26 protein-coding genes and 1 pseudogene are annotated in these 26,642 nt (G+C 42.5%); 17 read left to right on the top strand and 10 right to left on the bottom strand.

Going from position 1 to position 26,642, the window contains the following annotated elements; all coding sequences use genetic code 11:
• Position 1: 1 nt before the first annotated feature.
• Positions 2-1,054: an LD-carboxypeptidase gene (locus tag JIG41_RS14320; protein ID WP_199524989.1), complete on the bottom strand. Its 1,053-nt coding sequence runs from the start codon at positions 1,052-1,054 to the stop codon at positions 2-4.
• Between the two features lie 147 nt (positions 1,055-1,201).
• On the bottom strand, positions 1,202-1,672 hold the full coding sequence (locus JIG41_RS14315) for an Rsd/AlgQ family anti-sigma factor (protein WP_036973468.1): 471 nt from the start codon (positions 1,670-1,672) through the stop codon (positions 1,202-1,204).
• A 613-nt stretch (positions 1,673-2,285) separates the two neighbouring features.
• Between JIG41_RS14315 and hemE the strand changes: the two genes are divergently transcribed.
• Positions 2,286-3,350 carry a uroporphyrinogen decarboxylase gene (gene hemE, locus JIG41_RS14310; protein WP_036973467.1) on the top strand — a complete coding sequence of 355 codons (1,065 nt, stop codon included), beginning with the start codon at positions 2,286-2,288 and terminating at the stop codon, positions 3,348-3,350.
• Between the two features lie 59 nt (positions 3,351-3,409).
• On the opposite strand, the gene sthA is transcribed toward hemE, so the two are convergent.
• Positions 3,410-4,840: a Si-specific NAD(P)(+) transhydrogenase gene (sthA, locus tag JIG41_RS14305; protein WP_036973466.1), complete on the bottom strand. Its 1,431-nt coding sequence runs from the start codon at positions 4,838-4,840 to the stop codon at positions 3,410-3,412.
• 13 nt (positions 4,841-4,853) lie between these two features.
• Entirely contained in the window at positions 4,854-5,987 is a 1,134-nt protein-coding gene (locus JIG41_RS14300) for a fatty acid desaturase (RefSeq protein WP_065979432.1), read from the bottom strand.
• 116 nt (positions 5,988-6,103) lie between these two features.
• On the opposite strand from JIG41_RS14300, the gene fabR reads away from it, so the two are divergent.
• The 12 genes from fabR to JIG41_RS14245 all read left to right on the top strand — a co-directional run bounded on the left by fabR (position 6,104) and on the right by JIG41_RS14245 (position 17,284).
• Positions 6,104-6,736: an HTH-type transcriptional repressor FabR gene (gene fabR, locus JIG41_RS14295; protein WP_199524988.1), complete on the top strand. Its 633-nt coding sequence runs from the start codon at positions 6,104-6,106 to the stop codon at positions 6,734-6,736.
• Between the two features lie 107 nt (positions 6,737-6,843).
• The gene (locus tag JIG41_RS22870) at positions 6,844-7,542 is read left to right on the top strand and encodes a hypothetical protein (protein WP_249406671.1); all 699 of its coding nucleotides are present in this window, start codon (positions 6,844-6,846) and stop codon (positions 7,540-7,542) included.
• A 110-nt stretch (positions 7,543-7,652) separates the two neighbouring features.
• Positions 7,653-8,006: a hypothetical protein gene (locus JIG41_RS22865; protein WP_249406669.1), complete on the top strand. Its 354-nt coding sequence runs from the start codon at positions 7,653-7,655 to the stop codon at positions 8,004-8,006.
• Positions 8,007-8,025: 19 nt separating this feature from the next.
• A complete protein-coding gene (locus tag JIG41_RS14285) occupies positions 8,026-8,682 on the top strand; it encodes a peptidoglycan-binding protein (protein WP_199524987.1) in 657 nt (218 codons plus the stop codon).
• 3 nt (positions 8,683-8,685) lie between these two features.
• On the top strand, positions 8,686-10,398 hold the full coding sequence (locus JIG41_RS14280) for a DUF2235 domain-containing protein (RefSeq protein ID WP_199524986.1): 1,713 nt from the start codon (positions 8,686-8,688) through the stop codon (positions 10,396-10,398).
• Positions 10,383-10,895: a DUF2931 domain-containing protein gene (locus tag JIG41_RS14275; protein ID WP_199524985.1), complete on the top strand. Its 513-nt coding sequence runs from the start codon at positions 10,383-10,385 to the stop codon at positions 10,893-10,895. Before JIG41_RS14280 ends, JIG41_RS14275 begins: the two co-directional genes overlap by 16 nt.
• 17 nt (positions 10,896-10,912) lie before the next feature.
• Positions 10,913-11,428 carry a DUF2931 family protein gene (locus JIG41_RS14270; protein ID WP_199524984.1) on the top strand — a complete coding sequence of 172 codons (516 nt, stop codon included), beginning with the start codon at positions 10,913-10,915 and terminating at the stop codon, positions 11,426-11,428.
• Between the two features lie 455 nt (positions 11,429-11,883).
• The gene (gene leuA, locus JIG41_RS14265; protein ID WP_036973462.1) at positions 11,884-13,431 is read left to right on the top strand and encodes a 2-isopropylmalate synthase; all 1,548 of its coding nucleotides are present in this window, start codon (positions 11,884-11,886) and stop codon (positions 13,429-13,431) included.
• A complete protein-coding gene (gene leuB, locus JIG41_RS14260; RefSeq protein ID WP_036973461.1) occupies positions 13,428-14,504 on the top strand; it encodes a 3-isopropylmalate dehydrogenase in 1,077 nt (358 codons plus the stop codon). The genes leuA and leuB overlap by 4 nt, the downstream gene beginning before the upstream one ends.
• 57 nt (positions 14,505-14,561) lie before the next feature.
• Positions 14,562-15,962 carry a 3-isopropylmalate dehydratase large subunit gene (gene leuC / locus JIG41_RS14255; RefSeq protein ID WP_036973457.1) on the top strand — a complete coding sequence of 467 codons (1,401 nt, stop codon included), beginning with the start codon at positions 14,562-14,564 and terminating at the stop codon, positions 15,960-15,962.
• The gene (gene leuD, locus JIG41_RS14250; protein ID WP_199524983.1) at positions 15,962-16,561 is read left to right on the top strand and encodes a 3-isopropylmalate dehydratase small subunit; all 600 of its coding nucleotides are present in this window, start codon (positions 15,962-15,964) and stop codon (positions 16,559-16,561) included. Before leuC ends, leuD begins: the two co-directional genes overlap by 1 nt.
• Positions 16,562-16,690: 129 nt before the next feature.
• Entirely contained in the window at positions 16,691-17,284 is a 594-nt protein-coding gene (locus JIG41_RS14245) for a hypothetical protein (RefSeq protein WP_199524982.1), read from the top strand.
• A gap of 74 nt (positions 17,285-17,358) precedes the next feature.
• On the opposite strand, the gene JIG41_RS14240 is transcribed toward JIG41_RS14245, so the two are convergent.
• Positions 17,359-17,682 carry a hypothetical protein gene (locus tag JIG41_RS14240; RefSeq protein WP_371915646.1) on the bottom strand — a complete coding sequence of 108 codons (324 nt, stop codon included), beginning with the start codon at positions 17,680-17,682 and terminating at the stop codon, positions 17,359-17,361.
• A gap of 168 nt (positions 17,683-17,850) precedes the next feature.
• Here JIG41_RS14240 and JIG41_RS14235 point away from each other — a divergent pair, with 168 nt between their 5' ends.
• Positions 17,851-18,297 carry a TerB family tellurite resistance protein gene (locus tag JIG41_RS14235; protein WP_036973451.1) on the top strand — a complete coding sequence of 149 codons (447 nt, stop codon included), beginning with the start codon at positions 17,851-17,853 and terminating at the stop codon, positions 18,295-18,297.
• A 4-nt stretch (positions 18,298-18,301) separates the two neighbouring features.
• Here JIG41_RS14235 and JIG41_RS14230 read toward each other — a convergent pair whose 3' ends face one another.
• Positions 18,302-18,871 (bottom strand): NADPH-dependent FMN reductase, encoded by a 570-nt coding sequence (locus JIG41_RS14230; protein ID WP_074989184.1) that lies wholly within the window; start codon positions 18,869-18,871, stop codon positions 18,302-18,304.
• Between the two features lie 113 nt (positions 18,872-18,984).
• Here JIG41_RS14230 and JIG41_RS14225 point away from each other — a divergent pair, with 113 nt between their 5' ends.
• Complete coding sequence (locus JIG41_RS14225; RefSeq protein WP_036973449.1) at positions 18,985-19,878, top strand: LysR family transcriptional regulator; 894 nt, start codon at positions 18,985-18,987, stop codon at positions 19,876-19,878.
• Here JIG41_RS14225 and norR read toward each other — a convergent pair.
• Entirely contained in the window at positions 19,875-21,437 is a 1,563-nt protein-coding gene (gene norR / locus JIG41_RS14220; protein ID WP_036973447.1) for a nitric oxide reductase transcriptional regulator NorR, read from the bottom strand. The two genes, JIG41_RS14225 and norR, sit on opposite strands and share 4 nt — an antisense overlap.
• Positions 21,438-21,595: 158 nt before the next feature.
• On the opposite strand from norR, the gene JIG41_RS14215 reads away from it, so the two are divergent.
• Positions 21,596-22,828: an NnrS family protein gene (locus tag JIG41_RS14215; protein WP_199524981.1), complete on the top strand. Its 1,233-nt coding sequence runs from the start codon at positions 21,596-21,598 to the stop codon at positions 22,826-22,828.
• 22 nt (positions 22,829-22,850) lie between these two features.
• On the top strand, positions 22,851-24,014 hold the full coding sequence (hmpA, locus tag JIG41_RS14210) for an NO-inducible flavohemoprotein (RefSeq protein WP_199524980.1): 1,164 nt from the start codon (positions 22,851-22,853) through the stop codon (positions 24,012-24,014).
• Positions 24,015-24,121: 107 nt separating this feature from the next.
• Here the strand turns inward: hmpA and JIG41_RS14205 are convergent, their stop codons facing one another.
• From JIG41_RS14205 to JIG41_RS14195, 3 genes and pseudogenes are all read right to left on the bottom strand, one after another.
• The gene (locus JIG41_RS14205) at positions 24,122-24,496 is read right to left on the bottom strand and encodes a hypothetical protein (protein ID WP_074989187.1); all 375 of its coding nucleotides are present in this window, start codon (positions 24,494-24,496) and stop codon (positions 24,122-24,124) included.
• Entirely contained in the window at positions 24,489-26,123 is a 1,635-nt protein-coding gene (locus tag JIG41_RS14200; RefSeq protein ID WP_199524979.1) for a S41 family peptidase, read from the bottom strand. Before JIG41_RS14200 ends, JIG41_RS14205 begins: the two co-directional genes overlap by 8 nt.
• 98 nt (positions 26,124-26,221) lie before the next feature.
• Positions 26,222-26,506: pseudogene (locus tag JIG41_RS14195) on the bottom strand (endonuclease); the annotation flags it as partial.
• Positions 26,507-26,642: the final 136 nt, after the last annotated feature.

The raw sequence follows: 26,642 nt of genomic DNA, 5'->3' as shown, positions 1-26,642 counted from the left end.
TTTAGCTGCTAAATGCTGTTTCTTTCATTTGCAGCGTGCCTTTATCGGCATCAAGTGCCACCATCGTACCGACCGGTAAAATAAACTGGCGTTTAATATGACCAATCATTGCACCGCGATAAGCCGGAATGCCTAATGGCTTAATATAATCAGCAAAGATATCATCCAAGGTTAATGAGCCATAACCTCGACCTGGCTTACAGTCATTACAATCACCAAATACAAACCCCGCTATTTTATCTAGTGCGCCCATAAGTTTAAGGGTGCTCAACATACGGTCAATACGATAAGGGGCTTCATCAATATCTTCTAAAAATAAAATAGCCCCATTAAAGTCAGGTAAGTAGTCAGAGCCTGCGAGTGCTGTGAGTACAGTGAGATTCCCCCCGATTAAACGGCCACTGACCTGACCCGCATTGATGGTTTGGGTTAAGTATTGGCTGTTGACTAGTTCATCGTCTGCTTTGGGTAAATTTTGGTAGCGCATTAACTGACGTTGTTCAAACATGTTTTTAAATTGCGCAACATGAAATGGATTCCAATCGCTGGTGGCATTAGGGCCATGAAAACTAATAAGCCCGGCTTTAGCGAGTAATGCATTATGTAATGCCGTGATATCAGAATAGCCCATAAGAGGTTTCGGATTATTTCGAATTGTTGCATAGTCTAAAAGTGGCAGGATGCGAGCCGCACCCGACCCACCCCGTAAGCACACAATCGCATCGACATGTGGGTCTGCAAATAAGCTGTTTAAGTCACTCGCTCTTTGTGCATCTGTGCCAGCTAAATGACCGCGTCGGGCTAAAATATTAGGGGCAAGCTTTGCTTTATAGCCGAGTGCTTCTATTACACCTTTTGCGAGTATGATGTCAGCGTGCTCAGCGGTTGCCGCTGATGGGCTGCACAGACCAATGGTTCCCCCTTTTTTTAATGGCTTTGGTTTTACTAAAGTGGGAGTTGCAGTGTGTGATGCGCCAATCAGTGGTTGGCTGGTTGCTAAACTTGCACCTGCTGCAAGAACAGAAAGAGATTTTAAGAAAGTACGTTTATTCATCGTGCGCCTCATTTTTTTACTATGAGTAACGCATTAAAATAATTATTTCAAATTTTTGTTATGAAATGGAATATAACATTCTATTAAGGTAGGCAGATAACAAGACTTTCCAGCAGAGAAAGTGTTCTCTGCTGCCGTCTTACTGTGTTAGCTGGTGTGGTTTGAATAGAGATTATCGATTAGTTCATCTTCTAATTCAAAGCGCAGCTCAAGTGCTTCACCTAGCACTGATAAATCTTTATCAAATTCGTCGAGCAAGTCATCTGAGTCAACTTCAGCGTATTTGTCGTTAAAGTCTAATGCAACATCGGTAGTTTCAGAAATTCGTGGGTAGAGCGCATTGGCTAGCTTTTGGCTTTCTGGGCCTTTTTCTTCACAGGCCTTGGCAATGTCGTCATACACTTCGAAATGTCCCGCTGACAGGTAATCCATCAGTATTTGACAAAAGTTTTGGATTTGCAGTTGATCAGGTAGGGCGTGATCTTTCTTTTCATACGGTGAAAATCCCGCAATACGGCAAAACAACACAAGTAGCTCTTGACGTTCTGTAAGCCATTTATCGATGACAGAATGGCTACCTCCCCACTTTTGTTGAGCTTTTTCCAAACGCGTCAGCATATTTCATCTCCTCGCTGAGTTGGTTTTCCTTCCCTATATAAGAAGGAAATATGACACAAAGATCAACTAAATTCTTAGTGTCTAATTGCAACAGATTGTTAAAAGCCAACTTAGAGGCGCATATTTAAGCAGCGTTTTTCTGCTTCTTCACGCTGTTGTCTAAGGCTGGACTTTTATGCTCTAACAGCAGTGTATGGGAAATAATTAAAAACTACTAGTGTTTATTTTGGATTATCAATCTAATGAGGTAGAGGAGGTATCTTGTTGATTAAGAAAAGAAAAAACCACCAAAATTGGTGGTTTAATTCTTTTTCCGGACTTGTTAAAACAAGCTTTCTTATAGTTATGGGAAGATTTTTATTCTTATTGTTATACAATTTTTATTATTGTTTTTGTTAACGCGGGATAAGTTATACCAAGCTTTTTTCTATGTTGCAAATTTATTAATAAAAAGTTTTAAAATTATTTTAATTTCGTTCAATAATTGTGCGGTTTTATGTGGCGTAGCTAAAAACTATGATCTATGTCTAGGGTCGGTTATCTATCCATAGTGAGCGGCGCAATATGGTGATACAATCAGCGCAATTTCATTCAGTTCTAGGATCTAAAACGCATGAGCGAATTAAAAAACGACCGTTATTTACGTGCACTACAAAAGCAACCTGTCGATGTTACACCGGTATGGATGATGCGCCAAGCAGGCCGTTATTTACCTGAATACCGTGCTACACGTGCTCAAGCAGGCGACTTTATGAGCTTATGTAAAAACGCCGAACTTGCTTGTGAAGTGACTTTACAGCCATTACGTCGTTACCCGCTTGATGCTGCGATTCTATTCAGCGATATTTTAACTATCCCAGATGCGATGGGATTAGGCCTTTATTTCGAAACCGGCGAAGGTCCTAAGTTCGAGCGCCCAATTTCATCATTAGCGGATGTTAAAAAGATTCCTAATATCGATCCAACTGATGAGTTAGGCTATGTGATGAATGCGGTAAGCACCATTCGTCGTGAACTCAAAGGTGAAGTGCCACTGATTGGCTTCTCAGGTTCACCTTGGACACTTGCCACCTACATGGTTGAAGGTGGAAGCAGCAAAACATTCGGGAAAATCAAAAAAATGGCGTTTGCAGAACCGCAAACACTACACCTATTACTCGATAAATTAGCTGATTCAGTGATTGATTACCTCAACGCACAAGTGAAAGCAGGTGCGCAATCATTGATGGTTTTTGATTCATGGGGGGGAGTGTTAAGCCCGCGTGATTACAATGAATTCTCACTACAGTATATGCATAAAATCGTTGATGGCTTAATTCGCGAGTACGACGGTCGTAAAGTGCCGGTAACACTATTTACTAAAAATGGTGGTCAGTGGATTGAAGCAATTGCAGCAACAGGCTGTGATGCAGTAGGCCTTGATTGGACAATCAATATTGGTGATGCAAAGCGTCGTGTTGGTGATAAAGTGGCACTACAAGGTAATATGGACCCATCAATGCTGCACGGTACGCCAGAGCGTATTCGTCAAGAAGTGGCCACAATTTTAGAAGACTTTGGTACAGGTTCTGGTCATGTATTTAATTTAGGGCATGGTATTACCCCAGATGTTGACCCTGAACATGCCGGTATATTTATTAACTCAGTGCATGAGTTAAGCGCTAAATATCACAAGTAAGTCGCTCTAGTTATAAAAAAGCCCGCAATATGCGGGCTTTTCTATATACGTTCAATCGCTTATTTAAATAAGCGATTTAAACCATTTAACGCAGCAACTCGGTAGGCCTCAGCCATGGTTGGGTAGTTAAAGGTTGTATTTACGAAGTAATCGATGGTGTTACCACCGTTCTTTTGTTCCATAATTGCTTGCCCGATATGGACAATTTCAGACGCACGTTCACCAAAGCAATGCACACCAAGCACTTCTTTAGTATCAACATGGAATAAAATCTTTAAGCTACCTACCTCAGTCCCGGCAATTTGTGCGCGTGCCAAATGCTTAAACTGTGCACGGCCAACTTCATATGGAATTTTAGCTGCGGTAAGCTCTTGTTCGGTTTTACCTACTGAGCTCATTTCAGGAATCGTATAAATACCGGCAGGAATATCAATAATTAGTTTTTCTTCGCAGTTACCACATGCAATGGCATCCGCAGCAATACGCCCTTGGTCAAAGGCAGCACTCGCAAGGCTTGGGTAACCAATAACATCACCTACAGCATAAATGTTATCAACCTCTGTTTGGTATGTTTCATTTACTTTAAGCTGGCCACGGCTATCGGCTTTTAAACCCACAGCATCGAGGTTTAGAGTGTCGGTATTACCCGTACGTCCGTTAGCAAACAAAATACAGTCTGCTTTGACACGTTTGCCCGACTTCAAATGCATCACGACACAGTCATCACGGGTTTCGATGCGATCAAACTCTTCGTTATGGCGAATAACAATGCCGCTATTCCAAAAGTGGTAACTCAGTGCATCTGAAATCTCAGCATCCATAAAGGCTAGTAAGCGATCACGGGTGTTAACTAAGTCAACTTTCGCGCCTAAGCCTTTAAAAATAGAGGCGTACTCACAGCCAATCACACCTGCACCATAAATAAGCACGCGATGAGGGTCGTGTTCAAGGCCTAAAATGGTATCGCTGTCGTAAATTCGTGGATGCGAAAAATCAACGCCTGGTGGCCTGTAAGGGCGAGAACCCGTTGCGATAACAATGGTTTGTGCAGTTAATGTTTCAAATGAACCGTCGATGTGAGTAATTTTCACTGTGTGTTTATCAATAAACTCAGCATCGCCTTGGTACATATGAATACGATTACGGTCGTAAAAGCTACTGCGTAGGTTAGATTGTTTCGAAATGACATTACTAGCATGGCGAAGAATATCAGGGAAAGTGAGGCGGTTAGGGCGCTCGCTGATATTAAAAAGTGGGTTCGCTTTGTATTCAATGTAACGACTAACAGAGTGGCGTAAGGCTTTTGAAGGAATAGTGCCCCAATGGACGCAACCGCCACCTACTGATTCTTGGCGCTCAATAACAGCTACTTTCTTGTTACTTTTAGACAGGTTCATGGCGGTGCCTTCACCGCCAGGACCTGTGCCTATGATAATCGCGTCGTACTGATACGAAGGCGTATCTTTTTGCTTTACGTTTTGTTTGGCCACAGCCGCTCCTATGTTAACTAAAAGAGGCTTTTAATAACCTCGCATTTAGTGCAAGCCAAGCCTGCTTTTGGTTTTCCCAAGCGGCTTCAAGCTCATGATATTGTGTCATTACTGCTGATTTTTCGCATTGTTTTATCATTTTATTTTTTTTGATTTCTAACACGCGTTTTTGCAGGGCACAAAAGTGTTGCAGCTTTTTCAGCAATAATTCGTACTCAGATTGTAATAATGTAAGCTTATCTTGGGCTAAAGGCAATTTTGCGAGCTTATCTTGGGTTTTATTCATCAAGGTTTCTGCTTTCGCTTTTTCAATACGTTCAACAGGTGTACGTTTGAGCTTTGAGGCTAAACCCATCGCGGCCAATGAGCGGATCATCCACTTAGTAGGGTCATAGTGATACCATTTTATGCCGTTACGATAGTCGCTGGCAAAAATATGGTGGAAGTTATGATAACCTTCGCCATAAGTGAATAACGCTAAAAAACCGTTATCACGTGCAGTATTTTTTTCTGTGTATGGACGAGAACCCCAAATGTGCGCCACTGAATTTATAAAAAAGGTAAAGTGTTGGCTTAATACCAAACGTAGCAGACCCGCAAGTAATAGCATGCCCCACACATCACCCAGCATTAAACCCAGCGCAAGTGGAATACCAATATTAGTGGCTAATACTAACTTCATGTAATGGCGGTGTTGCCACATTACCACTTTATTTTTCTGTAAATCTCGGCAGTTGTTGTAGTTGCCATACTCATCACCTTGATAGTCACGTAGCATCCAGCCTATATGGCTATACCAAAAGCCGTTGGTAGCTGCGTAAGGGTCTTTGACAGGGTCGTCGACTTGACCATGGTGAATACGGTGATCACTACTCCAATGCAGTGCGCTGTTTTGCAGTGCAAATGCACCACCAAGGGCAAAAAAGGCTTCAATCACTGGATGAGTATCGTAAGTCTTGTGTGCCCACAGGCGATGATACCCTGCGGTAATCGACATACCCGCATAAAACATACACGCAACGAATGCAATCCAATGTGCGCTGGTAAATCCATAGGTAATTCCATACCATGGCACTAAAGTAACGGCAGCCAAAAAAGTAAGGCTAAAGAATAGGACATTGGTCCAAATAATAGGTGGTTTTTTCATCTTTCAAAATCTGAGCGTACACTTGTACGCTAAAATAGTGTTTCAAACTCTCCGCGTCAAGTATTAGACTGTCTCATTAACCGAAAAATCATTAAAAATTCACGCTGGGAGTTTCCATGTCGGGTGTTAGAGCGCAACAGAAACAAAAAACACGACAAGCACTAATCGAAGCAGCATTTAATCAATTGAGTGCGGATCATAGTTTTTCTAATTTAAGCTTGCGTGAAGTTGCCCGTGAGGCCGGTATTGCGCCTACCTCGTTTTACCGTCACTTTAAAGACATGAACGAACTTGGCTTAACCATGGTAGATGAAGCGGGTTTAACGCTGCGCCAATTGATGCGTCAAGCACGTAGGCGAATAGCCAGTGGTGGCAGTGTCATTACGACATCTATTGTGACTTTTATGGAGTTTATCGATAACTCGAGTAACCAGTTTAGGTTGCTGCTGCGTGAACGTTCTGGCACTTCTAAAGCATTTCGTGCTGCTGTCGCGCGTGAAATTAAACACTTTATCTTAGAACTTGCTCACTACCTTGAAAGCGAAACCCCATGCGATGCCACCCATGCGTATATTCAAGCGGAGGCCATGGTGACTTTAGTATTTAACGCCGGAGCTGAAGCACTTGATATTGAAGGACAGCAGCGAGAAGAGTTAGTAGAGCGTCTAATTTGGCAACTACGTTATATTGCTCGCGGCGCCACAATGTATGTGCGAGACAGTAAAGGTAGTGTAGAAAAAACAGCCTAAAGCATGGTGGATTTTTGTTCCTGTTTTGTGTATCGTTTTTGTTTAAATTAGGACTGAATTCTAAATAGTCTGTTACGCCATAAAATGAATAAATAGCGAGGACGCATATGCTCACCAAGGATCCGGTGAATGATACTCATGCCCATTTTTTAGAACAGAGCGAAGAAACAACGGTAAAAAACAGCCCAACCTTTCGAGAGCTGAGCCGCAGTTTGTTATACTCGTTACCGAAAAGTGTGCAAAAGAAAATTCAAGATAACCTACTCGGCGTATTAGACGCTCATCAGGTCTCACAATTTCGAGATGATAAACGCTGCCAGTTTTGGATTAACCAAAATGGTTGGAAGCGAGTTTCTTACAGTCAGTTTCGCCATGTCTGTAGTCAAATTGCGCTATACCCAAAAAACGTTACTATTTCAAAGAACCATAGCGCAGAGGCTGGTAGCAATACAACATCAGTTAATTTGAGAGATCAACAAAGTAGGCTATTACAAAGCAATGGTAACGAAGGGCTGCCCAACAGGTTAGATCAACACATGATTTATACTCGTCGTGTTATCCGCCCAACTGCAACCCAGCAATTTCAACCCACGTTAGCTCTTTATAAGCCTGTTGCAAATAGCAAGGTACAGTTAAAAGCATCTCACCAAGTTCGGCAAAATTTTACAACCCATGTAATCCAAGCATCTGAAACGGTAGAAATGTTAGCTCAACAATATACTGGCTACAAAATACTGGCTACAAAAATGCGAACCTTATTTATGATTACAACTTGGGTTTTAGTCATGCTAAGCCTGCGCCAGTAGGTACTGGGTTGAGAGTTCCTAGTGGTTGGAAACTAAATATAGAAGGCTCCTGCAGTAATTGCCGCAGTATAGATATAGTTTGGCAAGGGCCTACAAATGGTCAAATTACATTGCAATTAGAAAAAAAACGCCCAGATGAAATATCGTTTTGGCAGCATTATTTTGTTGTTAAGCCAGGTGTTTATGCTGTCACTGTGACTGCGTCAGGTCTTGTGGAAACCACCTCTTTTACAGTGCTTCAACCAACACAAGAATATGAAATTGAGTTGCTTGATCAAGCAGGTAACCCACAAGCAAATATGGGCTATAAAATTCGTTTGCGTAATGGGCATGTAGTAAGTGGAGTATTAGATAGTAATGGTTATGCCCACGTATCAGGCCCTGACTTTGAAAACGCTAAAATAAGCTTTCATGAGTTAGATGACAAAGACTGGCAGGTGGCCAGCCCTTCCCGTAATGAATAAATTTATAAGGATATAAATTATGACCTTACAACATACCGTGTCGCAAGGCGAAACCTTGCTACGCATTGCTCGTCAATATGGGTTTAGAACCTCTAATGGTCTTTACTTACATCCGCTTAATGCTAAGTTTCGTTCTTTAAGGCCTGATCCTAACCAAATTTACCCTGGCGACGTAATTGCTATTCCAGCAAAAGTTGAAAAATTCATGCCTCTGAAAACAGGTAGTAAAAACTCCTTTATGGTGCATGATGAAAAAGAATTCTTTCGTTTAAAACTAGCTTACGAAAATGGCGAGCAAATTACTGGAAAGCGCATTGTACTGAATATCGCAGGGCAAACAATTGATACTGTCATAGCAGAAGATGGTTTAATTGAAGTAGAGCTCACCGTAAATGAAACGCTTACAGGGCAAGTAGATTTATATCTCAATGACGAAGACACCACACCTACAAAAAGTTTTGCTATTCAAGTGGGGCACTTAGACCCTATTGAAACCTTGTCAGGAGTGCAAGGGCGTTGCAATTTACTTGGATTTGATTGTGGGAAGGTTGATGGAATTAATGGATCAAAAACACAAACAGGTGTTAAAGCTTTCCAGCTTGCGCAGCAGTTGCAAGTAGATGGCATAGCAGGGCCAATTACTAAAAGTCGTCTTGTTGACGTATACGGAGCATAAGTAATGAGCCAAGCAATGCCAATGGCAGTAAATCTTGTTAATACACTTGTTATTAATACCGGTGCGGGTGCAACAACAAAGCATATTATTGTAAAAGTACTGGGCGATGTTGATGTAGAGATACAGCTATTTTCACATGGCAACAAGGTCGAAGTTGAAAAACAAGCAGCGCAGCACTACCGTTTTAATAACCTGTCACAAGATACATCTTATACACTCAAAGCAATTGTTGCTGGTAAGGCCGAGTTTACTCTTGTTAATGAGCAGCAATTTGCAGATTATTTTAATTCAAACACTGTAAAGTCATTCAATATTGGTAGTAAGGGCGGCCCGCAACTACTTCAACATAAAATTTTACCTAAAGGCCATGTAGAACTCACCTTACTTGCCGAACCGCCTTGCTTTGGGGTGTTTTTTGATGGCACTGGTAATAACCGTTTTAACGACATACAAGACTCAACAGACAGCAAAGAGCCCACGAATGTTGTTAAGTTGTTTGAGTTATATCCGATTAAGACTTTTCAAAATAGGCATTATGAAGAAGGGATTGGCACTAAAGCGAATAAAAGCGATTCAACACTAGATATGGGATTGGCGTTTAGCTTTGATGAAAGAATTATTAAGTCATTACTCGAAATGGAAGCATATTTGATTCGTGATATATTTAAAACAATTGCAGTATGCTTTATAGATGTATTTGGTTTTAGTCGAGGTGCAGCCCAAGCGCGAGCGTTTGTTAATCAGGTCAATGCAATATATCAAGACAAGCCAAATTATTGGGGTGGCATTAAGCCTGTTATTCGTTTTTTGGGCTTATTTGATAGTGTTGCATCTATTGGCGGCGATGGCGATAACAACCACAGCGAGTTTTACGCCGATGACGAGCTTGACTACCCCGTTAATTTAAATTTAGCGAGCAGCAGTGCCGGGTATGTGATGCACTTAGCTGCATTTGATGAAAAGCGCGATAAATTCCCTCTTAGCTCATTACTCAGTAGTAATAAGCTGCTGTCAGAAAACCACAAAGAAATTGAGTTACCTGGTGTGCACTCAGATATTGGTGGCGGTTATGGCCCCGTCGAAACGAGCATTTTTTACCCTCTGCAGTATATTGCGGGCCAAGCAGGTGAGTTAGAGCACGACACGGAGCTCGTACAGCTTAAACAGTCACTTGAGCAAAAATATTATTGGCCAACAATTAATATTCAATTTAAAGCAAGCCGGCCAAGAATAAACCGGCAACCAAAACGAATTTGGAATAAATCAGAAAATACAATTTACACCAGCTATAGGCCGTATTGGCGCCGTAAATTAAGTAATATTCTGCCGCATTACAGTTTAGCGCTTATGCGCGAAACGGCTGTAAATCAAGGGGTGCCGCTGCAAAATTTAGCAGAGCTTGCTAACCGTAAACAAGCCGATGGTCAGGCTTTTCCTTATGTTTTACCAAGCGAGCTTAAATCGATTGTAGATACAGCTCGCAGTTTTGGCCCGCAAAGTGAAGCATGGCATGCGTTATACAAAGACTACATTCATCATAGTGTTAAATACGCTGCAACGATTGATGCAATTGCTCACGGCCCCGAAGAAGATGCTGAATTTACCACCAAAAACCAACAGCGCGAGCTTTTTTATAACCAGCCAAGCCAAGCTGAAATAAGCACACAATGGCAATCACAACTAATAAATGGATACCGACTATGGACAAGTTTATAAAACCACTCATCTCAATTGCATGTGCTTTGTTATTGGCAGGTTGTTCGTCAACGGGAAAAATAGATTACATGGTAGCAGGCGTAGGCACTGAGAATGGAAATGCTATTTGGGGGCGTTCAGTGGTATTTGATGATACATGGGGCATACCATCAGGGGCAATTGAGTGTTGTTATGCTGAGGCTGGCGGTACAGTCAGTTTGTATGACCAAAAATTCCCTGAAAAAGTGGCGGTTGAATGGCTCGATAAATCAGAAAATAGAATTTACTACGGTGAAGTGGCCATAGATAAGGCTGGGTATAAATTAGCTAAAAACTTACCCCCGTTTACTGCGCACACAGGTAAAGTTTTTAACGATGTAAAACCTTATTTAATTATTGGTATGGGTGAGACAGGTGAAATAAAAGTGTGGATATCAAATACACCTTCAGCAGGGTTCACAGGCCGTGTATTACATGAACTTGGCTCAGGGCAAGCGCAATGGCGTGAGAATAATTAAAAATGCACTTAGTGACTATGAACAAGTTTATAAAACCACTCATCTCACTTGCATGTGCTTTGTTATTGGCCGGTTGCTCGTCAACGGGAAAAATAGACTACATGGTTGCAGGAGGTGCGACACAAAAAGGTAACCAAATTTGGGTACGGAAAATTACTTTTGATGATAGTTGGGGGATTCCTATGGGAAGTCTCGGTTGTTGTTGGGAAAGTGCAGGCAAAACAAGTGGTGTATACGACCAAAAGTTTCCAGAAAAAGTGGCGGTTGAGTGGCTCGATAAATCAGAAAATAGAATTTACTACGGTGAAGTGGCCATAGATAAGGCAGGGTATAAATTAGCTAAAAACTTACCTAGATACACCGTTGTGAGCACTGGGCGCAAAGCAAAAGAAATCATACCTTATTTAATAATAGGAATGAGCGAGACAGGTGAAATCAACGTTTGGCTATCTAATGCGCCCTCGGGAAGAAATAGAACTGATCGTGTATTACATGAACTTGGCTCAGGGCAAGCGCAATGGCGTGAGAATTGATGATGTTTTTTGAACACCTGACTAAATAATTAGATTTTTTCCTCCTGCTGTTACTTTATGTGTGCGTGATAACCATTACATTTAAAAGTTAATCTAAGCAATAGAAGCTTTACCGTCCGAAATTTTAAACGTCTCATACGGGTTGTGTGGGAAGGTTAACCTGAAGTTGGTCTTTTTGTGGATTTTTATTTCTAAAATTGTGGTGATAAAATCGCTTTTGTGGAAAAATTATGCTTGCAAGCCTGTTTGTTGAATGTTAAAAATACAGCTCACTGAACACACATTTAGTAAATAAAGATGCAAATGACACGTTTAATTACATTAAAACTGAACCTCTTACTGCTTAAGCGAGTAGGCGGGGCTTAGTGTATTTGCATTTGTAAAACATTATAAAACCCCGCAAGCGCGGGGTTTTTTTTATCTCGCTAATGGGTCATTGGGAACGAGGACAGTTTATGAAAGATAAGGTTTGGATTTTTGACACAACGTTACGTGATGGTGAGCAAGCGCTTAAAGCGAGCCTAACAGAAGACGATAAAATTCAACTTGCGCATACCATTAGCCGCTTAAACGTGGATGTAATGGAAGTGGGTTTTCCGGTATCAAGCCCGGCAGATTTTCGCTCAGTACAGCGTATTGCGACCGAAGTAAAAGGACCAATTATTTGTGGTTTAGCGCGTGCGGTTGCAAAAGACATTGAAGCCTGTGGTGAAGCGCTACGCCCAGCAGAGCAAGGGCGTATTCATACCTTTATTGCAACCAGTCCATTACACCTTGAACATAAACTACGAATGAGCTTAGACGACGCCACCGCCATGGCTGTAAAGTCGATTAAGCTTGCTCGTCACTATACTGATGACGTGGAATTTTCGTGTGAAGATGCTGGCCGTACACCACATTGGGATTTATGCCGTATCGTTGAAAAGGCCATTGATGCAGGTGCATCGACCATCAACTTACCTGATACCGTGGGCTATGTAACGCCAGACGAGTATGCGGCGATGATCCATCACTTAATGAATAATGTGCCCAACATCGATAAGGCGCGCTTAAGTGTGCATTGTCATAACGATTTAGGTTTAGCAGTGGCGAATTCAATTGCTGCGGTGCAGGCGGGCGCTCGCCAAATTGAGTGTACGATTAACGGCATAGGTGAGCGTGCAGGTAACTGCTCGCTTGAAGAAGTGGCGATGATCATGAAAATGCGTGAAGACCACTTAAAAGTGCATACCGATATTCACAGTGAAGAAATTTACCGCGCTTCTCGTCAAGTGGCGAAGATATGTAATATGCCGGTCCAGCCAAACAAAGCCATTGTTGGTGAGAATGCGTTTGCGCACAGCTCGGGTATTCACCAAGACGGCGTTTTAAAAGCGCAGAATACTTACGAGATCATGTCGCCAGAAAGTGTGGGTGTGCCCAGTAATCAATTAAACATGACATCGCGTTCAGGGCGTCATGTTATTGAGCACCGTTTAGAAGAGTTAGGTTATCAAAAGTCTGACTACGACATGGATAGCTTATACGAGAGCTTTTTAGCATTAGCAGACCAAAAAGGCACGGTGTATGACTATGACTTAGAAGCGATGATTTACTTCAATCAAATCAGAGATAAAGACGAGAAGTATCAACTTGAGTTTGTTAACTCAACGTCTAATTCGCAATCGGTTGCCAGTTCTACGATTGGCATGACCATTGACGGTGTATCTAAGCAAGAAGCTGCAACGGGCAATGGCCCGGTAGAAGCCTCGTTTTTGGCAATTGAGCGTTTAACGGGTATGTCGGTTGAGATGATTGAATACAACCTTGAAGCCACAGGGCAAGGCGCAAGTTCATTAGGCCAAGTAAATATTATTGCTAAATACGATGGTCGCCCTTATCACGGTGCGGGCATTGCGGCAGATGTCGTTGAAGCCTCAGTGCGTGCCATGATCCGTGTGTATAACTTAATTTATCGTGCACAAAAAGTGTCTGATTTAAAACAACAAAGGAAAGCAGGATGAGTCAATCTAATTACAGCATCGCCGTATTAGCAGGCGATGGCATTGGTCCAGAAGTAATGGCTGCAGCAGAAACCGTATTGGATGCTGTAAGTGAAAAGTTTGGTTTTACATTGACTCGTCATCACCATGCGATAGGTGGCGCTGCGATTGATGAATTTGGTCAAGCATTGCCGCAAAGTACACTTACTGCGTGTGAAAATGCTGATGCTATTTTATTTGGCTCTGTAGGCGGCCCAAAATGGGAGAACTTACCACCGAATGAGCAACCTGAGCGTGCTTCGTTGTTGCCACTGCGTAAGCATTTTGGTTTGTTTTGTAATTTACGCCCCGCACAGTTGCTACCAGCCTTAAGTGCAGCCTCACCACTTCGTGCAGATATTAGCGCACAAGGCTTTGATATTTTATGTGTACGTGAGTTAACGGGCGGTATTTATTTTGGTGAAAAAGGGCGTAGCGGTGAAGGCGAACAAGAGACCGCATTCGACACGCAAACCTATTCGCGTAAAGAAATTGAACGCATTGCTCGCTTTGCGTTTGAAGCGGCAAAACTACGTAGTAACCATGTTACATCGGTTGATAAAGCCAACGTGTTAGCGTCAAGTGTACTGTGGCGAGAAGTGGTCACCGAAGTCAGTAAAGACTACCCAGAAGTAAGCCTCGATTACATTTATGTTGATAATGCGGCGATGCAATTAGTGAAGCAACCAAGCCAATTTGATGTACTACTTTGCGATAACCTATTTGGCGATATTTTGTCGGATGAATGCGCGATGATCACAGGCTCTATGGGCTTATTACCATCGGCGAGTTTAAACCAGTCTGGCTTTGGTTTGTATGAACCTGCGGGTGGCTCTGCCCCCGATATTGCTGGAAAAGGGGTGGCAAACCCGATTGCGCAAATTTTAAGTGCTGCACTTATGTTGCGTTACTCGCTTGGACAAGATGAAGCGGCACGGACTATCGAAAAAGCGGTGGCAGAGGCGGTTGAAGCCGGTGTGGGTACGCCTGATATCTATCCAAATGCAGGGTATACCACCAGTGATGTTGCTGCAGCAATTGTTGCACGTATTTAATTAAAATTGATTGCGCTGAACTCGTCATTCAGTGCAGCTAAAACGAGGGAATAGCAAGTGGCCCAAACCTTATATGATAAAATTTGGCAAGCCCATGTGGTCGCCAGTATTAATGATCAAACCGATTTACTGTATATCGACCGTCATTTAGTTCACGAAGTAACATCACCACAAGCGTTTGCAGGTCTGCGTGAGAAAAACCGCAAAGTGCGTTGCCCAGAAAAAACCTTTGCAACCATGGATCATAACGTTTCAACAAAAAGCCGTTCGTTAGATGCTGCAAGCGAAGTGTCTAAAAACCAGTTAATGGCACTGGATGCAAACTGTAAAGAGTTTGGTATTCAACTTTATGATTTAAATTCGATTAATCAAGGTATTGTGCATGTAATGGGGCCTGAGCAGGGCATTACCTTACCGGGTACGACCATTGTTTGTGGTGACAGTCATACTTCAACCCATGGTGCGTTTGGTGCACTTGCGCACGGTATTGGTACCTCAGAGGTCGAGCACGTATTAGCAACCCAAACCTTACAGCAGAAAAAAGCCAAGTCGTTAAAAATTCAAATTAATGGTCGTTTACGCCCAACAGTCACAGCGAAAGACCTAATTATGGCGGTCATTGGTAAGCTAGGGACCGCGGGTGGCACTGGGTATGTAGCTGAATTTTGTGGTGAAGGCATTGAAGCACTGTCAATGGAAGCACGCATGACGCTGTGTAACATGAGCATTGAAATGGGCGCAAAAGCCGGTTTAATTGCACCTGATCAAACTACCTATGATTATTTAAAAGGTCGCCCATTTGCACCAAAAGGCGATGACTTTGACGCAGCAGTTGCCTATTGGCAAACACTAAAAACGGACGAAGGCGCGCAGTTTGACCATGTTGTTGAATTACAAGCAGCCGACATTCAACCGCAAATTACTTGGGGCACCAGCCCTGAACAAGTTATTGGCGTAGATGAGTGTATTCCAGACCCAGACCAAGAGCCTGATTTAATTAAAGCCGATGCGATTCGCAGCGCACTGAAATACATGGGCTTAAAGGCGGGTGACAAGCTGTCTTCAGCAACGGTTGATACGGTATTTATTGGTTCATGTACTAATAGTCGTATTGAAGACTTACGTGCCGCTGCACAGATTGTTGAAGGTAAGCAAGTTGCAGCCGGTGTAGAGGCATTGATTGTTCCAGGCTCTGGCCTTGTTAAAAAGCAAGCAGAAGACGAAGGACTTGCTGATATCTTTAAGGCAGCAGGGTTTGAATGGCGTGAGCCGGGGTGTTCAATGTGTTTAGCAATGAATGACGACCGATTAGAAGCAGGTAAACGCTGTGCATCGACCTCAAATCGTAACTTTGAAGGACGCCAAGGTCGCGGTGGGCGCACTCACTTAGTTAGCCCAGCAATGGCTGCGGCAGCTGCAATTCATGGTCGTTTTGTTGATATCAGAGGAGAAGCCTAATGAGCATCTATTTTAGTGGCTTAATGGCCCCGTTAGATAAAAACAATGTAGATACTGACCAAATTATTCCAAAGCAGTTTTTAACTTCGACAAGTCGTGATGGCTTTGATGCGGCGCTTTTTTATGATTGGCGTTACTTAGATAATGGCGAGCCAAACCCTGAGTTTATTTTGAATCGCCCTTGTTACCAAGGTGCGCAAATTCTTTTAACTCGCGATAATTTTGGTTGTGGTTCATCGCGTGAGCATGCGCCATGGGCATTAAAGCAATATGGTTTTGAAGTCATTTTAGCGGAAAGCTTTGCAGATATTTTCTTTAATAACTGCGGCAATAACCAAATGCTTGCTATCGCATTACCGGCAGAAACACTTGAGCGATTATTTGTACTGAGTGAGCAGCATGATGATATTCATATTGAGGTAGATTTAGAAAATCAGCAACTTCGTAGCGATAAATTTGAGACCATTCATTTTGATATTCGTCATGACATTAAAGAACGTTTATTAAGTGGCCTAGATTTTATCGGAGTAACCGAGACGCTTAACGGCCAAATAGATGCTTTTGAAAAGCAACTTGCAGCCACGAGACCTTGGCAATAAACGTGTATTACATGTGGAACCTAAACGCGGCGTAAGCCGCGTTTTTATTTATTACTTATCGTGATTGCTTTCTTTGTCATGTATAAATCGCTAATCTAAAACACGTATTTTTTATTTAAGGAACACACCATGAAATATTTAGTGGCTTCAATGCTAGTGACAGCATCATCAGTGGCAATTGCACGTCCAGCGCCGTTAGTGTCAATACCGAGCCATGATGGCTTTTTTAATAATATTGCAGCGCATTGTGGCAAAGCGTATGAGGGAAAAGTTACGGTTGATAATGCCACTGGGCCAAGCTCGTTTGCGGGTAAAAAGCTTATTATGAATGTGCGCCACTGTAACGAGCGTGAGTTGCAAGTACCATTTCATGTTGGTGATGATGCGTCGCGTACATGGATCATAACTAAAACAGGCAGTGGTTTGAGTTTAAAGCACGACCATCGCCATAAAGATGGCAGCGATGATGCGTCTACAATGTATGGCGGTCATACTGTTGATGCTGGCTTTGTGAATGCTCAGTCATTTCCTGCAGATCAATATTCAAAAGAGTTGTTTGCAAGCCAAGGTATTCCGCAGTCGATGGGTAATACGTGGCAAATGTATATTTACCCAAAACAATTCACCTACCGTTTAGTGCGTGAGGGTCGTGAGTTTCGTGTTGACTTTGACTTAACAAAACCGATTACACCTCCAAACGCTCCGTGGGGCTACACTGATTAACTAGCTCCAAGTAAACTCAAGAAGTTGGCGTTAATAGTAGCCGCTGGATACCGATTTATTATCCAGCCTTTTGGTTAATTAGCGTCGTCTTCACATTGCAATACTACGGTTAAAGGTGGCTGGTAGGCACGTGGTTTCGTAGGAAAGCGCTCGTACTCTTGTACGCCATCAGTCACTCTTAACATAAAAGGTTTGTCCTTACATAACCGGCTAGCATGACGCAGTAAAAAGACGCTTTGATTTTTGAAATGTGGGTAATCATCAGATTGAATTTCAAGATGATAACGACCATCTGCCAATTTGGTTTGATAGTAATGGACTTTCTCATCAAAGTCGTAGAGTTTCTCGGTTTCGCCTTTTGCGGCCTGGGCAGCACTGCACCCCGCAATCAATATCATCGCGCTGATCAGTAGTGCTTGTGTACTTCTAACTCCACTCATAAACACTTAACTCCATGTGATTAATGCGTTAATTCATCGCATCGTTGAACCATGAATTAGCATCCATAGTCAAACTAAGGTAACGTTACATCTATACGTAGTTTAACACCCAAAAGGGACAATGTGATGCTCAGTAAAATAAAACAGCTCTTTTCAGCAATGGACAACAGCCAATCTAACATTAGCGAACATGACCTCAAAACGGCTGTTGCTGCACTATTAATTGAGGTGATGCGCGCTGACAATGAGTTACAAGATGATGAGCAACAGGCACTGAACAACACCTTAAAGAAATACTTTTCTTTATCAGACGAAGAAGTGCTGGAGCTTGTAGAAGGTGCGTCGAAAAACTTAGATGAAGCGATTGATTACTTCCAATTTTCTAAGCAAATTAACGCTCAGTGCAGTGCCGAGCAGCGCATCGATATCATCGAGCTGTTATGGCGTTTAGCGTACGCTGATGGCGAACTTGATAAACATGAAGAATTAGTTATTCGCCGTGTCGCGAGTCTTCTGTATGTGACTCATGAAGACTTCATCGCTGCAAAATTAGCAGCGACAAAGTTGAGTTAAACGCTTACTTATTTAATTTACTGGCGACACTGACAAGCTGCTGTGCAAGACTGGCAACTTGTTCGGCAGTATCGGCATCGTTAATGCGGCCGTGTTCATCTAATTTCGTGTGGATAGCGGGCACTGCAAGTTGGTCAGCTAATACTAGGCTACCGATGCCGGATAAAATATCGCGTACATGATTTAAACCACGTAGGCCGCCTAAACCACCAGGTGATGACGCAAAAAGTGCCGTTACTTTGTTACGAAATGCAGGCACTGCACCTTGCTCAGTTCGCGAAGCCCAGTCGATGGCATTCTTTAAAGGTGCTGTAATAGAGCCATTATATTCTGGGCTTGCTAATAAAATACCGTCGGCAGCACGTAGTTTATCTTTTAAACGTTGTGCACCTGCAGGTGTACCTTGTGCTTCTATATCTTCATCGAATAGTGGTAAGTCTAAATCGCTTAGTTTAAGCACTTCTACTTCAGCACCGCTTTCAAGGGCGAAGCGTGCTGCTTCATTAATTAGTTTTTGATTAAAGCTGTCTTTACGTAAGCTGCCTGCGAGGGCAATGATTTTTGGTGCTGTCATGATGGCTTCCTTTTAAGCTTCACGGTTGATACCTTAACTTTAGCAAAAAACAGCTTGCAGAAAAGCCAAATAAACGCAAAACTTATGTGCATATACGCACACAAGAGGGCGCTATGGCAATTCAATTTGATGATTGGCAAGATGTAAAAGTTGCTTATGAAGTCGCACGACTAGGCACATTAACTGCCGCGGCAGAATCTTTGGGTGTTCATCACAGCACGGTACTCAGAAGGGTTAATAACTTAGAAGAGAATCTTGATGCACGCTTATTTCATCGCCATGCGCGTGGTTACACCGTGACAGAAATAGGTGCAAAGCTCTTTGCGACAGCGAAAGCGATTAATGCAGAGCTCGAAAAGCTACACAACGATATTATTGCTGCCGACAGTCAACTGCGTGGCAGTTTATTACTGACAACGGTCAGTGGTTTCATTGATGTATTAAGTGAAGTATGCGAACAGTTTCAGAGCCTACACCCGCAAGTACGGCTTGAAGTGATCCTTGACCAAAACCGATTACGTCTTGACCATGGTCAAGCTCATATTGCTGTACGTGCAGGCCCTCGCCCTGATGAAGGAGATTATATTGCTCAGCATTTGGCTGAGTTATCGTCCGGGTTTTATGCTTCAAAAAGCTACATTGAAAAATATGGTTTGCCGAAAACCTTACAGCAGTTAGAGCAGCATAGTTTTGTGTCGGGTGTAGCTGGTTACAACGCTAAAGTGCCTTATTTTGCTTGGGTTGATGAGCACATAGCACCCGCACAAATCAAGCTTAGAGTATCAGAAACATCAGAAGCAACGCGTGCTATTGTTAGGGGGCTGGGCATTGGTGGTTTACAGCATGAGGTCGCAGATCAATACCCAGATTTAGTGCCTGTGCTTGCAAAAGAACTCGTTTGGCCGACCGACCTCTGGTTGGTAACACATCACTTGGTGCACCGCACCGCGAAAGTACAGGCATTTAGCCAGCTACTAAAAGCCTATTTTAAAAAATTAAAAAACTAGAGCGACTTTTTTACGTTAATACCCAAGCGTTTGGCCAGCCTCACAAGGTTGGCCCTGTCGACTTTAAGCGTGCGGGCAGTGGCTGCCCAGTTTAAGTTGTGCTGTTCTAGTTGCTGCATAATCATCTGATAACTAAACGCATCGGTAGCTTCTTTTAATGACAGCGAGGATGTATTGGTATTGATAAGCTGAGTCGTTGTGTGCGTGTTTGTAGCACGTTTTTCTATATCACAGTGCTGTGGTTCAATGGTGATGATTTTCTGTTGCCATTGTTGTTGTTTGGCTTTCAAAGCAGCTCTACTTATCACGTGTTCAAGCTCTCTCACATTACCAGGCCAATCATATTGGCGTAGCAATATTTGCGTGTCGATACCCAGTTTTAGCTGTTTTATAGCAAGTTTGCGCGCAGTTTGCTCAACAAAAAAGCCAGCCAAAAGAATCACATCATTTTCGCGCTCTTTTAGTGCGGGTACGTTAAGTGGGTAAACGCGCAGCCTATGATAAAGATCTGCGCGAAAACGTCCTTCAGCAACTTCTTGTTTTAAATCGCGATTTGTTGCTGCAATAACGCGTACATCAACGTAACGACTTTGATCTTCACCCACGGTTTGCACTTCGCCACTTTGCAGTACGCGCAACAACTTACTTTGCATTGCTAAGGGTAATTCACCAATTTCATCAAGAAAAAGTGTTCCGCCATCAGCGAGTTGAAATTTACCTTGGCGAGTTGAATGGGCGCCAGTAAATGCGCCTTTGCTATGCCCAAAAAATTCACTTTCTGCCAGATTCTCAGGTAACGAAGCACAATTAAGGTGGATTAAGGGTTGTTCTCGTCGCTTCGAATTGAGATGAATATTACGTGCAACAAGCTCTTTCCCGACTCCAGTATCGCCTTGTATCAGTACGCTAAACTCCGATGCAGCCACTAATTGAATATCATTTTTTAGTATTTGCATACAGTGGCTATTACCAATTATTTCAACACCTTCTCGGGTTAAAGCCTCAAGATTAAGTTGCTGAGCTAGTTGGTGATTGTGCTGTGCATGTTGCTGGTAATGTTGCACTGTAAGGAGGGTTTCAACATGTGCTGCGACTAATTGCATAAGCTGTGTGAGCTGAGTATGGGGGACATCATCAAAAGCATATTCGTTGAGGCTATCAAAGGTTAAAACAGCCAGTAATTGTGAATCTTGCTGTTGACTGTAAAGGGGCAGCCCCATGCATGCATGTACAGGAAAATCCCCCTCACGACTTTGTAATAAACCATCATAAGGGTCAGGAAGCTCACACTCTTTAGCAAACTTGAGCGGTTGGGTGCTTCTGCAAATTTCAAATAAACGAGGGTGCTCGTTTATCTCAAAGCGTCTGCCAAGAGTGTCTTGAGACAAGCCGCGCTGGGCGACGGGTTTTAACGTTTCGCCCTGCTTAATAAGTAGGGCAACGGCATCACAGTGTATCCATTCACTTATACAGCTTAGTAGATCGCTAAAGTCGTTTTTGTTTGGATTTACGTGGGCAAGTGCCAATGCAATATCGAGGATGCTTTTTTGGCTTGTCATGTCAAATTGACCTAAATGTGTTCTTTTGTCTTTTATAATGGTGAGTCATTATGACACATAAGGCAATGATTTGTTTTTAATTGATTGAAAATTAATGGTTTTTATTTTTGGCGTGAACTGTGCAATAAGCTGACTAATTCAGGCAAATAAGGGTTGCAATGAAAGTCATTAATTTAACAGAGCCAATGCCAAAAAAAATCCATGTTTATCAGCTAAGTAAATGGCCAGTATGGGGATTAGCATTTAGACCTTTCTTTTTAGGGGCTGGTATTTTGGCTGTTTTATCTATGAGCTACTGGCTGCTAATTCTGAGTGGCTATGCAAGTTGGCAGTTAACAATGCCTGCTACGCTGTGGCATGCCCATGAAATGCTATTTGGGTTTGCAGGGGTCGTTGCTATGGGATTCTTACTGACCGCAGCGCAAACGTGGACAGGTGTGCCAAGTGTTAGCGGTATTAAATTGTGTTTACTTAGTGTGACTTGGGTTATCGCACGCGGCAGTTTCTTTGTTGACGTAAATGGTATTAGTCAACTTAACCTTTACTTGGTAGGGGGATTTCAGCTTGTGTGGTGGTTGGCTGGTATTGCTATTTTGACTGATATGCTCTTACAGGCTAAAAGCCGTCATAATTATTTGTTCATTTTTATTACCGCCATGCTATGCGCGTGCAATATGATTTTCCTCAGTTTGGTCGTTTTGCAAAAGTTTTCCTTTGCGCTAAGTATTGTTGATACCGCCGTTTTACTCATGGTGTTATTGGTGGGGGTTGTTGCGGGGCGTGTTGTGCCTTTTTTTACCGCACGCGGTCTTAATATTACTGAACAAGTGCGCAGCTCTAAGCTTGATAAGCTACTGCTATTCAGTTCGTTATTTGCCATTGCTTGGTATTTCTTAAGCCAGTTATTTTTTAACACATTGAGTGTTGGCTGGGTATTCGCATGGCTAGCTACCTTGCATTTTTATCGCAGTATTTTGTGGTGGCATGCAGGTGTATTAAAAGTGCCTTTATTGTGGTCTCTGCATTTTGCTTATTGGGCACTGGCAATAGGTTTAGCGTTAATCGCTGTTAGCTTTTACAGCCCACTCATACTCTTTAAAGATGCGTTGCATCTTGTCACTGTTGGCACGATTGGCTTAATGATTCTTGCCATGATGGTGCGTGTATCGCATGGCCATACAAGTCGTCCTTTACAGGTGCCTGTACTCGTGAATGTCGCCTTTATGCTTATTGCAGGAGCTGCCATTGTCCGTGCTCTGCTCCCCGCTATTTTAAACCATCACCTTGCGTGGCAATTAAGTGCATTGCTATGGGTGCTGGGTTTTATTTTATTTTTATTTCATTGTGCGCCCATTTTACTTAAACGTCGTGTTGATGGCCGTCCAGGTTAACTACTCTTGAATAGGAAAAAATATGTTATCTGAAAAAACGATCCAGGTTGTAAAAAGTACACTGCCTTTGCTTGCAGAAGCAGGTCCGCAAGTTACTGAGTACTTTTATGATCGTATGTTTAGTTATAATCCTGAGCTAAAAAATATTTTTAATATGACCCATCAAAAATCAGGGCATCAGCAATTTGCATTATTCAATGCGTTAGCTGCTTATGCTGCAAATATTGATAATCTTGAGGTCTTAAAAAGTGCGTTAGCGCGTATTAACCATAAACACACGAGTTACCATATTTTGCCAGAACACTACTCGATTGTTGGTGGGCATTTAATTGCGACCTTAAAAGAGTTATTGCCAGAGCAATTTACCCCTGAGGTTGAATATGCGTGGCGTGAAGCATATGCATTGCTTGCCGATGTATGCATTACAGAAGAAATGGCGCTATATCAAAAAACTAAACAAGCTAAAGGGGGCTGGTTTGGTACTCGTTTGTTTACGATCACTAAAAAACACGTTGAGTCAGATTCTATTACCAGCTTTACCCTCACTCCTTGTGATGGAAAGCCCGTTGTGTCGCACTTACCTGGTCAATACTTAGGTATAAAAGTCCACTCTAAAAAGACTGAGAATACTCAAATTCGCCAGTACTCTATCTCACAAAAAAGTAACGGTGAAAACTATCGGATCAGTGTGAAGCGAGAAGGACTGGTTTCTAATTATTTACATAGTTTAGATGAGGGCGAGCACATAGAGGTCTACCCACCCGCGGGTGATTTTGTTTTACGTGAAAGTAACTGCTCTGTGGTATTCATTTCTGCAGGGGTTGGTCAAACACCCTTGTTGGCCATGCTGCAAAGCTTACTTGACAAGCAACCTAGCCAGCCTATTCATTATTTACATGCCTGTGATAACGCTGCGCAATATGCATTTAAAGATTATTTGCTGTCAGAAGTTAATACACACCAAGGGCTGAGTTGTTTTACATGGTTTAAAGAAGGAGCCGGAGCCGATTTTACTGGTTTGATGGATGTTGCTTTACTGACTGAAAAGTTACTGCTTAGCGATGGCGCGTTTTATATCTGTGGACCCATTGCTTTTATGGCTTTGATTAAACAGCAACTTGTTAATTTAGGTGTGGCAGCCGAGCGTATTCATTACGAAGTGTTTGGTCCTCATCAAAGCCTATAATAGCGATATCTGACAAGGGTTAATTATTGACAATTGCATGGATAGCAACGCTATTCATCAGAAGCACTAGAAAATGAAAGGCGCAGTAACATACTGCGCCTTTTTTGCTATTTGACTTCGCATTCCACATTGGGCAGTGGAATACGCAACTCTTTTTTAGGGTAGTAAAGTACGCATTGATCAGCGGCTTTTTGCAATATGAACTTTTCAGATGGAATGCTATGTGCCCCCATAATTGGCATTCCATCTGGACCTTTACTGGTGCCGTGATCAATCAATAGTTCTGCGCTTTTTGTAAACACATCATCAGCGAGCGTTACTAAGCTCCCACCTTTGGCTGACTGAATCGCTTGTTGCAACTGAGTGATGACACCTGGGTTGACTCGCGTTAGTGTGGCATTTTGTGGTTGTTCGGCTTGGGTACTTTTACACGCCACTAAGCTTGTTAACATAGCGACAGTCAGCACATGTTTTTTACTCATTGCTCTTTCCTTTCGCTGAAACTGGACGAGTTAAATCCATGTTTTCTCTGTAAATAGGACGATTTGGTGAAAGCGATAACCCAGTCTCTTGTTCTGCTTGTGATGCAAAGTTTAGCTGTTTAGTTGCTGATGCTTGTGCCACAACAGGACAGCTATCATTTTCAATATGATAAAGAGCGGCCGCGAGGAGTCCTTCTTGTTGGTCGCCTAAAGAGTGATCAAAGTCATCAGCAACGACACATCCTTTCACATCAGCTGCAAATTGTGGTGTTGGTGTTGGGTTTAAGCCATCGGCGTATTCACCAAAACCTTTAAAGTTGGCACCGGTAAACTGAATTGTGTAATACGTCGTGGCGCAGTTATGCGTTGGGGTAAAGCCATAGGGTTTACCACAGGTTTTACCACCAATTAAAATAACTTCAGCATCAATGCCTTTTAAGCCATTTATAAAAGCTTCTGAGGCAGAACAAGTGCTTTCAGTGCTCAGTACATAGACTTTTGCTAAGTTAAGATCTGGCAGGGTATTATTAGTTACCTCAAAAGTTGAGTAGTCCACTTCAATATCAACGAACGGAAATGGGCTTTCGACAGGTTGTTTGTCGTTTTTAATGGTTTGATAGTAATAGAAACCTTGAGTATTAGCAGGGCCTGCGACCATATAAGCAAGCTGCGATGACAGCGCTAACAAGCCGCCACGGTTATATCTAAAGTCGATTACGAGTTCATCAATATTGTCGGCTTTAAACTGATTGACCGCATCAATAAGTCCTTGCTGAGCAATACTAATATGGCTATTAAATTGCATGTAGCCAACTTTGAAACCGTTTTCGGTAGTGATGGTGCCAACGTTTTGCACCGGCGTTTTGGTGATATTTCCGGCGACGATATTAATCGACTTTTCAGTGCCATCATTGCTGCGCAACTTAAAGTTGTGAGACTCGCCAGCTGTTGGACTAAAAAGTACTTCGTTTAATGTATCGACGCCTGCTGCGGTATTGCTATCAATGCTTACATTGTCAACCGATAGAATAGTATCGCCGCGCTGTAAACCTGCTTTAGCGGCTGGCGAATCATCTTCTAGATAAGCAACGCGCAACTCACGCGGAGGAGTATTCTTAATAAATGCCCAGTTAATTCCGTAGCCAGATACGACACCTGATTGCGCTTCTTTAAAGTAATCTTCGGTCGGTTCGCTAAAGTGGAAGTTATCTTTGTTAGCACCTGAGTCTGTTTTTTGGAACGTTTTTAACTGTGCAAAATAAGCGGCCACTGAATTAAAGTTATCTGGGTTATTATCTTCAATTTCATCGTACCAAAGGTAAGTTTCATTGCTCCAAGAGCGTAACCACATTTTCTCTGTAAATTCAGAGCCTGCTTTATCTGGGTATGGTTGGTTATTGTTGTAAGGATCATTGCCCGTGCGTGGTATTGCACATTGGTCTTTAAATTCACTCGATGAGGCAAAAGTACCCGCAGTCCATGTTGGTCCAGAATTTGTTGGGGGTGGTGTAGGCGTGCTTGTATTTGGGTTGGTTGGCGTTGATGAACCTCCGCCACCACAGCCAGATAAAGAGAGGCCTGACACCGCAAAAAAGATTGCTACTGCGAGTTTGTTATTTTTAAACATTTGTTTACTTTCCTGTAAATGATTGTTTAAAAAATATCAACAAGAAAGAGGTAAGGCAATAGAGTACGGTTGTAGTTTTGTAAACAGGTGTACAAATTTTACAGTGCTTTTCTATTGCTTATTTCGGCTATCTCGAGTTTTTGCCATGACTCAAACAAGGTGCGTTGCTTATCTGATATTTTTAAGTCATAGGTTTTTTGCATATAAAAATAGGTGTCTGCTATACGTTTTCTTGCATAAAGTGGTGGTTCGAATACGCGCTGTTTAAAATCTATTTTCACAGGGCATGCGCCGTAGTTGGCGCTGCTGGTTGTAACCATTCCATAGCGGAAATTTGAGCGGTCGGCATTTATTTCACCAATTGCAGGGGCTAGATTATGGATGATGAGATGGACGCTCCCCTAAACGGCGTCAATGCGCCAAACTGGTTAACTCACACTCAGTTAAAAGGGAACGTCCGTCATGAAAATTAGCACATTATCAATTGATTTGGCAAAAAATGTATTCCAAGTCGCTGGC

The organism is Pseudoalteromonas sp. bablab_jr011 (assembly GCF_016464045.1).
In the GTDB taxonomy this organism is placed as follows: domain Bacteria; phylum Pseudomonadota; class Gammaproteobacteria; order Enterobacterales; family Alteromonadaceae; genus Pseudoalteromonas; species Pseudoalteromonas lipolytica.
Note: the sequence above shows the minus strand (reverse complement) of the source record. Positions and strands in the feature narration are given on the sequence as shown.

What these genes read in the sequence shown, in the direction of transcription:
- JIG41_RS14230 (WP_074989184.1), bottom strand. Translation starts at nt 18,871, where the DNA reads ATGACAGCACCAAAAATCATTGCCCTCGCAGGCAGCTTACGTAAAGAC.
- JIG41_RS22870 (WP_249406671.1), top strand. Translation starts at nt 6,844, where the DNA reads ATGCTCACCAAGGATCCGGTGAATGATACTCATGCCCATTTTTTAGAA.
- hmpA (WP_199524980.1), top strand. Translation starts at nt 22,851, where the DNA reads ATGTTATCTGAAAAAACGATCCAGGTTGTAAAAAGTACACTGCCTTTG.
- fabR (WP_199524988.1), top strand. Translation starts at nt 6,104, where the DNA reads ATGTCGGGTGTTAGAGCGCAACAGAAACAAAAAACACGACAAGCACTA.
- norR (WP_036973447.1), bottom strand. Translation starts at nt 21,437, where the DNA reads ATGACAAGCCAAAAAAGCATCCTCGATATTGCATTGGCACTTGCCCAC.
- JIG41_RS14280 (WP_199524986.1), top strand. Translation starts at nt 8,686, where the DNA reads ATGAGCCAAGCAATGCCAATGGCAGTAAATCTTGTTAATACACTTGTT.
- JIG41_RS14205 (WP_074989187.1), bottom strand. Translation starts at nt 24,496, where the DNA reads ATGAGTAAAAAACATGTGCTGACTGTCGCTATGTTAACAAGCTTAGTG.
- JIG41_RS14215 (WP_199524981.1), top strand. Translation starts at nt 21,596, where the DNA reads ATGAAAGTCATTAATTTAACAGAGCCAATGCCAAAAAAAATCCATGTT.
- JIG41_RS14275 (WP_199524985.1), top strand. Translation starts at nt 10,383, where the DNA reads ATGGACAAGTTTATAAAACCACTCATCTCAATTGCATGTGCTTTGTTA.
- leuD (WP_199524983.1), top strand. Translation starts at nt 15,962, where the DNA reads ATGAGCATCTATTTTAGTGGCTTAATGGCCCCGTTAGATAAAAACAAT.
- JIG41_RS14245 (WP_199524982.1), top strand. Translation starts at nt 16,691, where the DNA reads ATGAAATATTTAGTGGCTTCAATGCTAGTGACAGCATCATCAGTGGCA.
- JIG41_RS14315 (WP_036973468.1), bottom strand. Translation starts at nt 1,672, where the DNA reads ATGCTGACGCGTTTGGAAAAAGCTCAACAAAAGTGGGGAGGTAGCCAT.
- JIG41_RS14320 (WP_199524989.1), bottom strand. Translation starts at nt 1,054, where the DNA reads ATGAATAAACGTACTTTCTTAAAATCTCTTTCTGTTCTTGCAGCAGGT.
- JIG41_RS14200 (WP_199524979.1), bottom strand. Translation starts at nt 26,123, where the DNA reads ATGTTTAAAAATAACAAACTCGCAGTAGCAATCTTTTTTGCGGTGTCA.
- leuA (WP_036973462.1), top strand. Translation starts at nt 11,884, where the DNA reads ATGAAAGATAAGGTTTGGATTTTTGACACAACGTTACGTGATGGTGAG.
- JIG41_RS14270 (WP_199524984.1), top strand. Translation starts at nt 10,913, where the DNA reads ATGAACAAGTTTATAAAACCACTCATCTCACTTGCATGTGCTTTGTTA.
- JIG41_RS14235 (WP_036973451.1), top strand. Translation starts at nt 17,851, where the DNA reads ATGCTCAGTAAAATAAAACAGCTCTTTTCAGCAATGGACAACAGCCAA.
- leuB (WP_036973461.1), top strand. Translation starts at nt 13,428, where the DNA reads ATGAGTCAATCTAATTACAGCATCGCCGTATTAGCAGGCGATGGCATT.
- hemE (WP_036973467.1), top strand. Translation starts at nt 2,286, where the DNA reads ATGAGCGAATTAAAAAACGACCGTTATTTACGTGCACTACAAAAGCAA.
- JIG41_RS14300 (WP_065979432.1), bottom strand. Translation starts at nt 5,987, where the DNA reads ATGAAAAAACCACCTATTATTTGGACCAATGTCCTATTCTTTAGCCTT.
- JIG41_RS14285 (WP_199524987.1), top strand. Translation starts at nt 8,026, where the DNA reads ATGACCTTACAACATACCGTGTCGCAAGGCGAAACCTTGCTACGCATT.
- JIG41_RS14225 (WP_036973449.1), top strand. Translation starts at nt 18,985, where the DNA reads ATGGCAATTCAATTTGATGATTGGCAAGATGTAAAAGTTGCTTATGAA.
- JIG41_RS14240 (WP_371915646.1), bottom strand. Translation starts at nt 17,682, where the DNA reads ATGATATTGATTGCGGGGTGCAGTGCTGCCCAGGCCGCAAAAGGCGAA.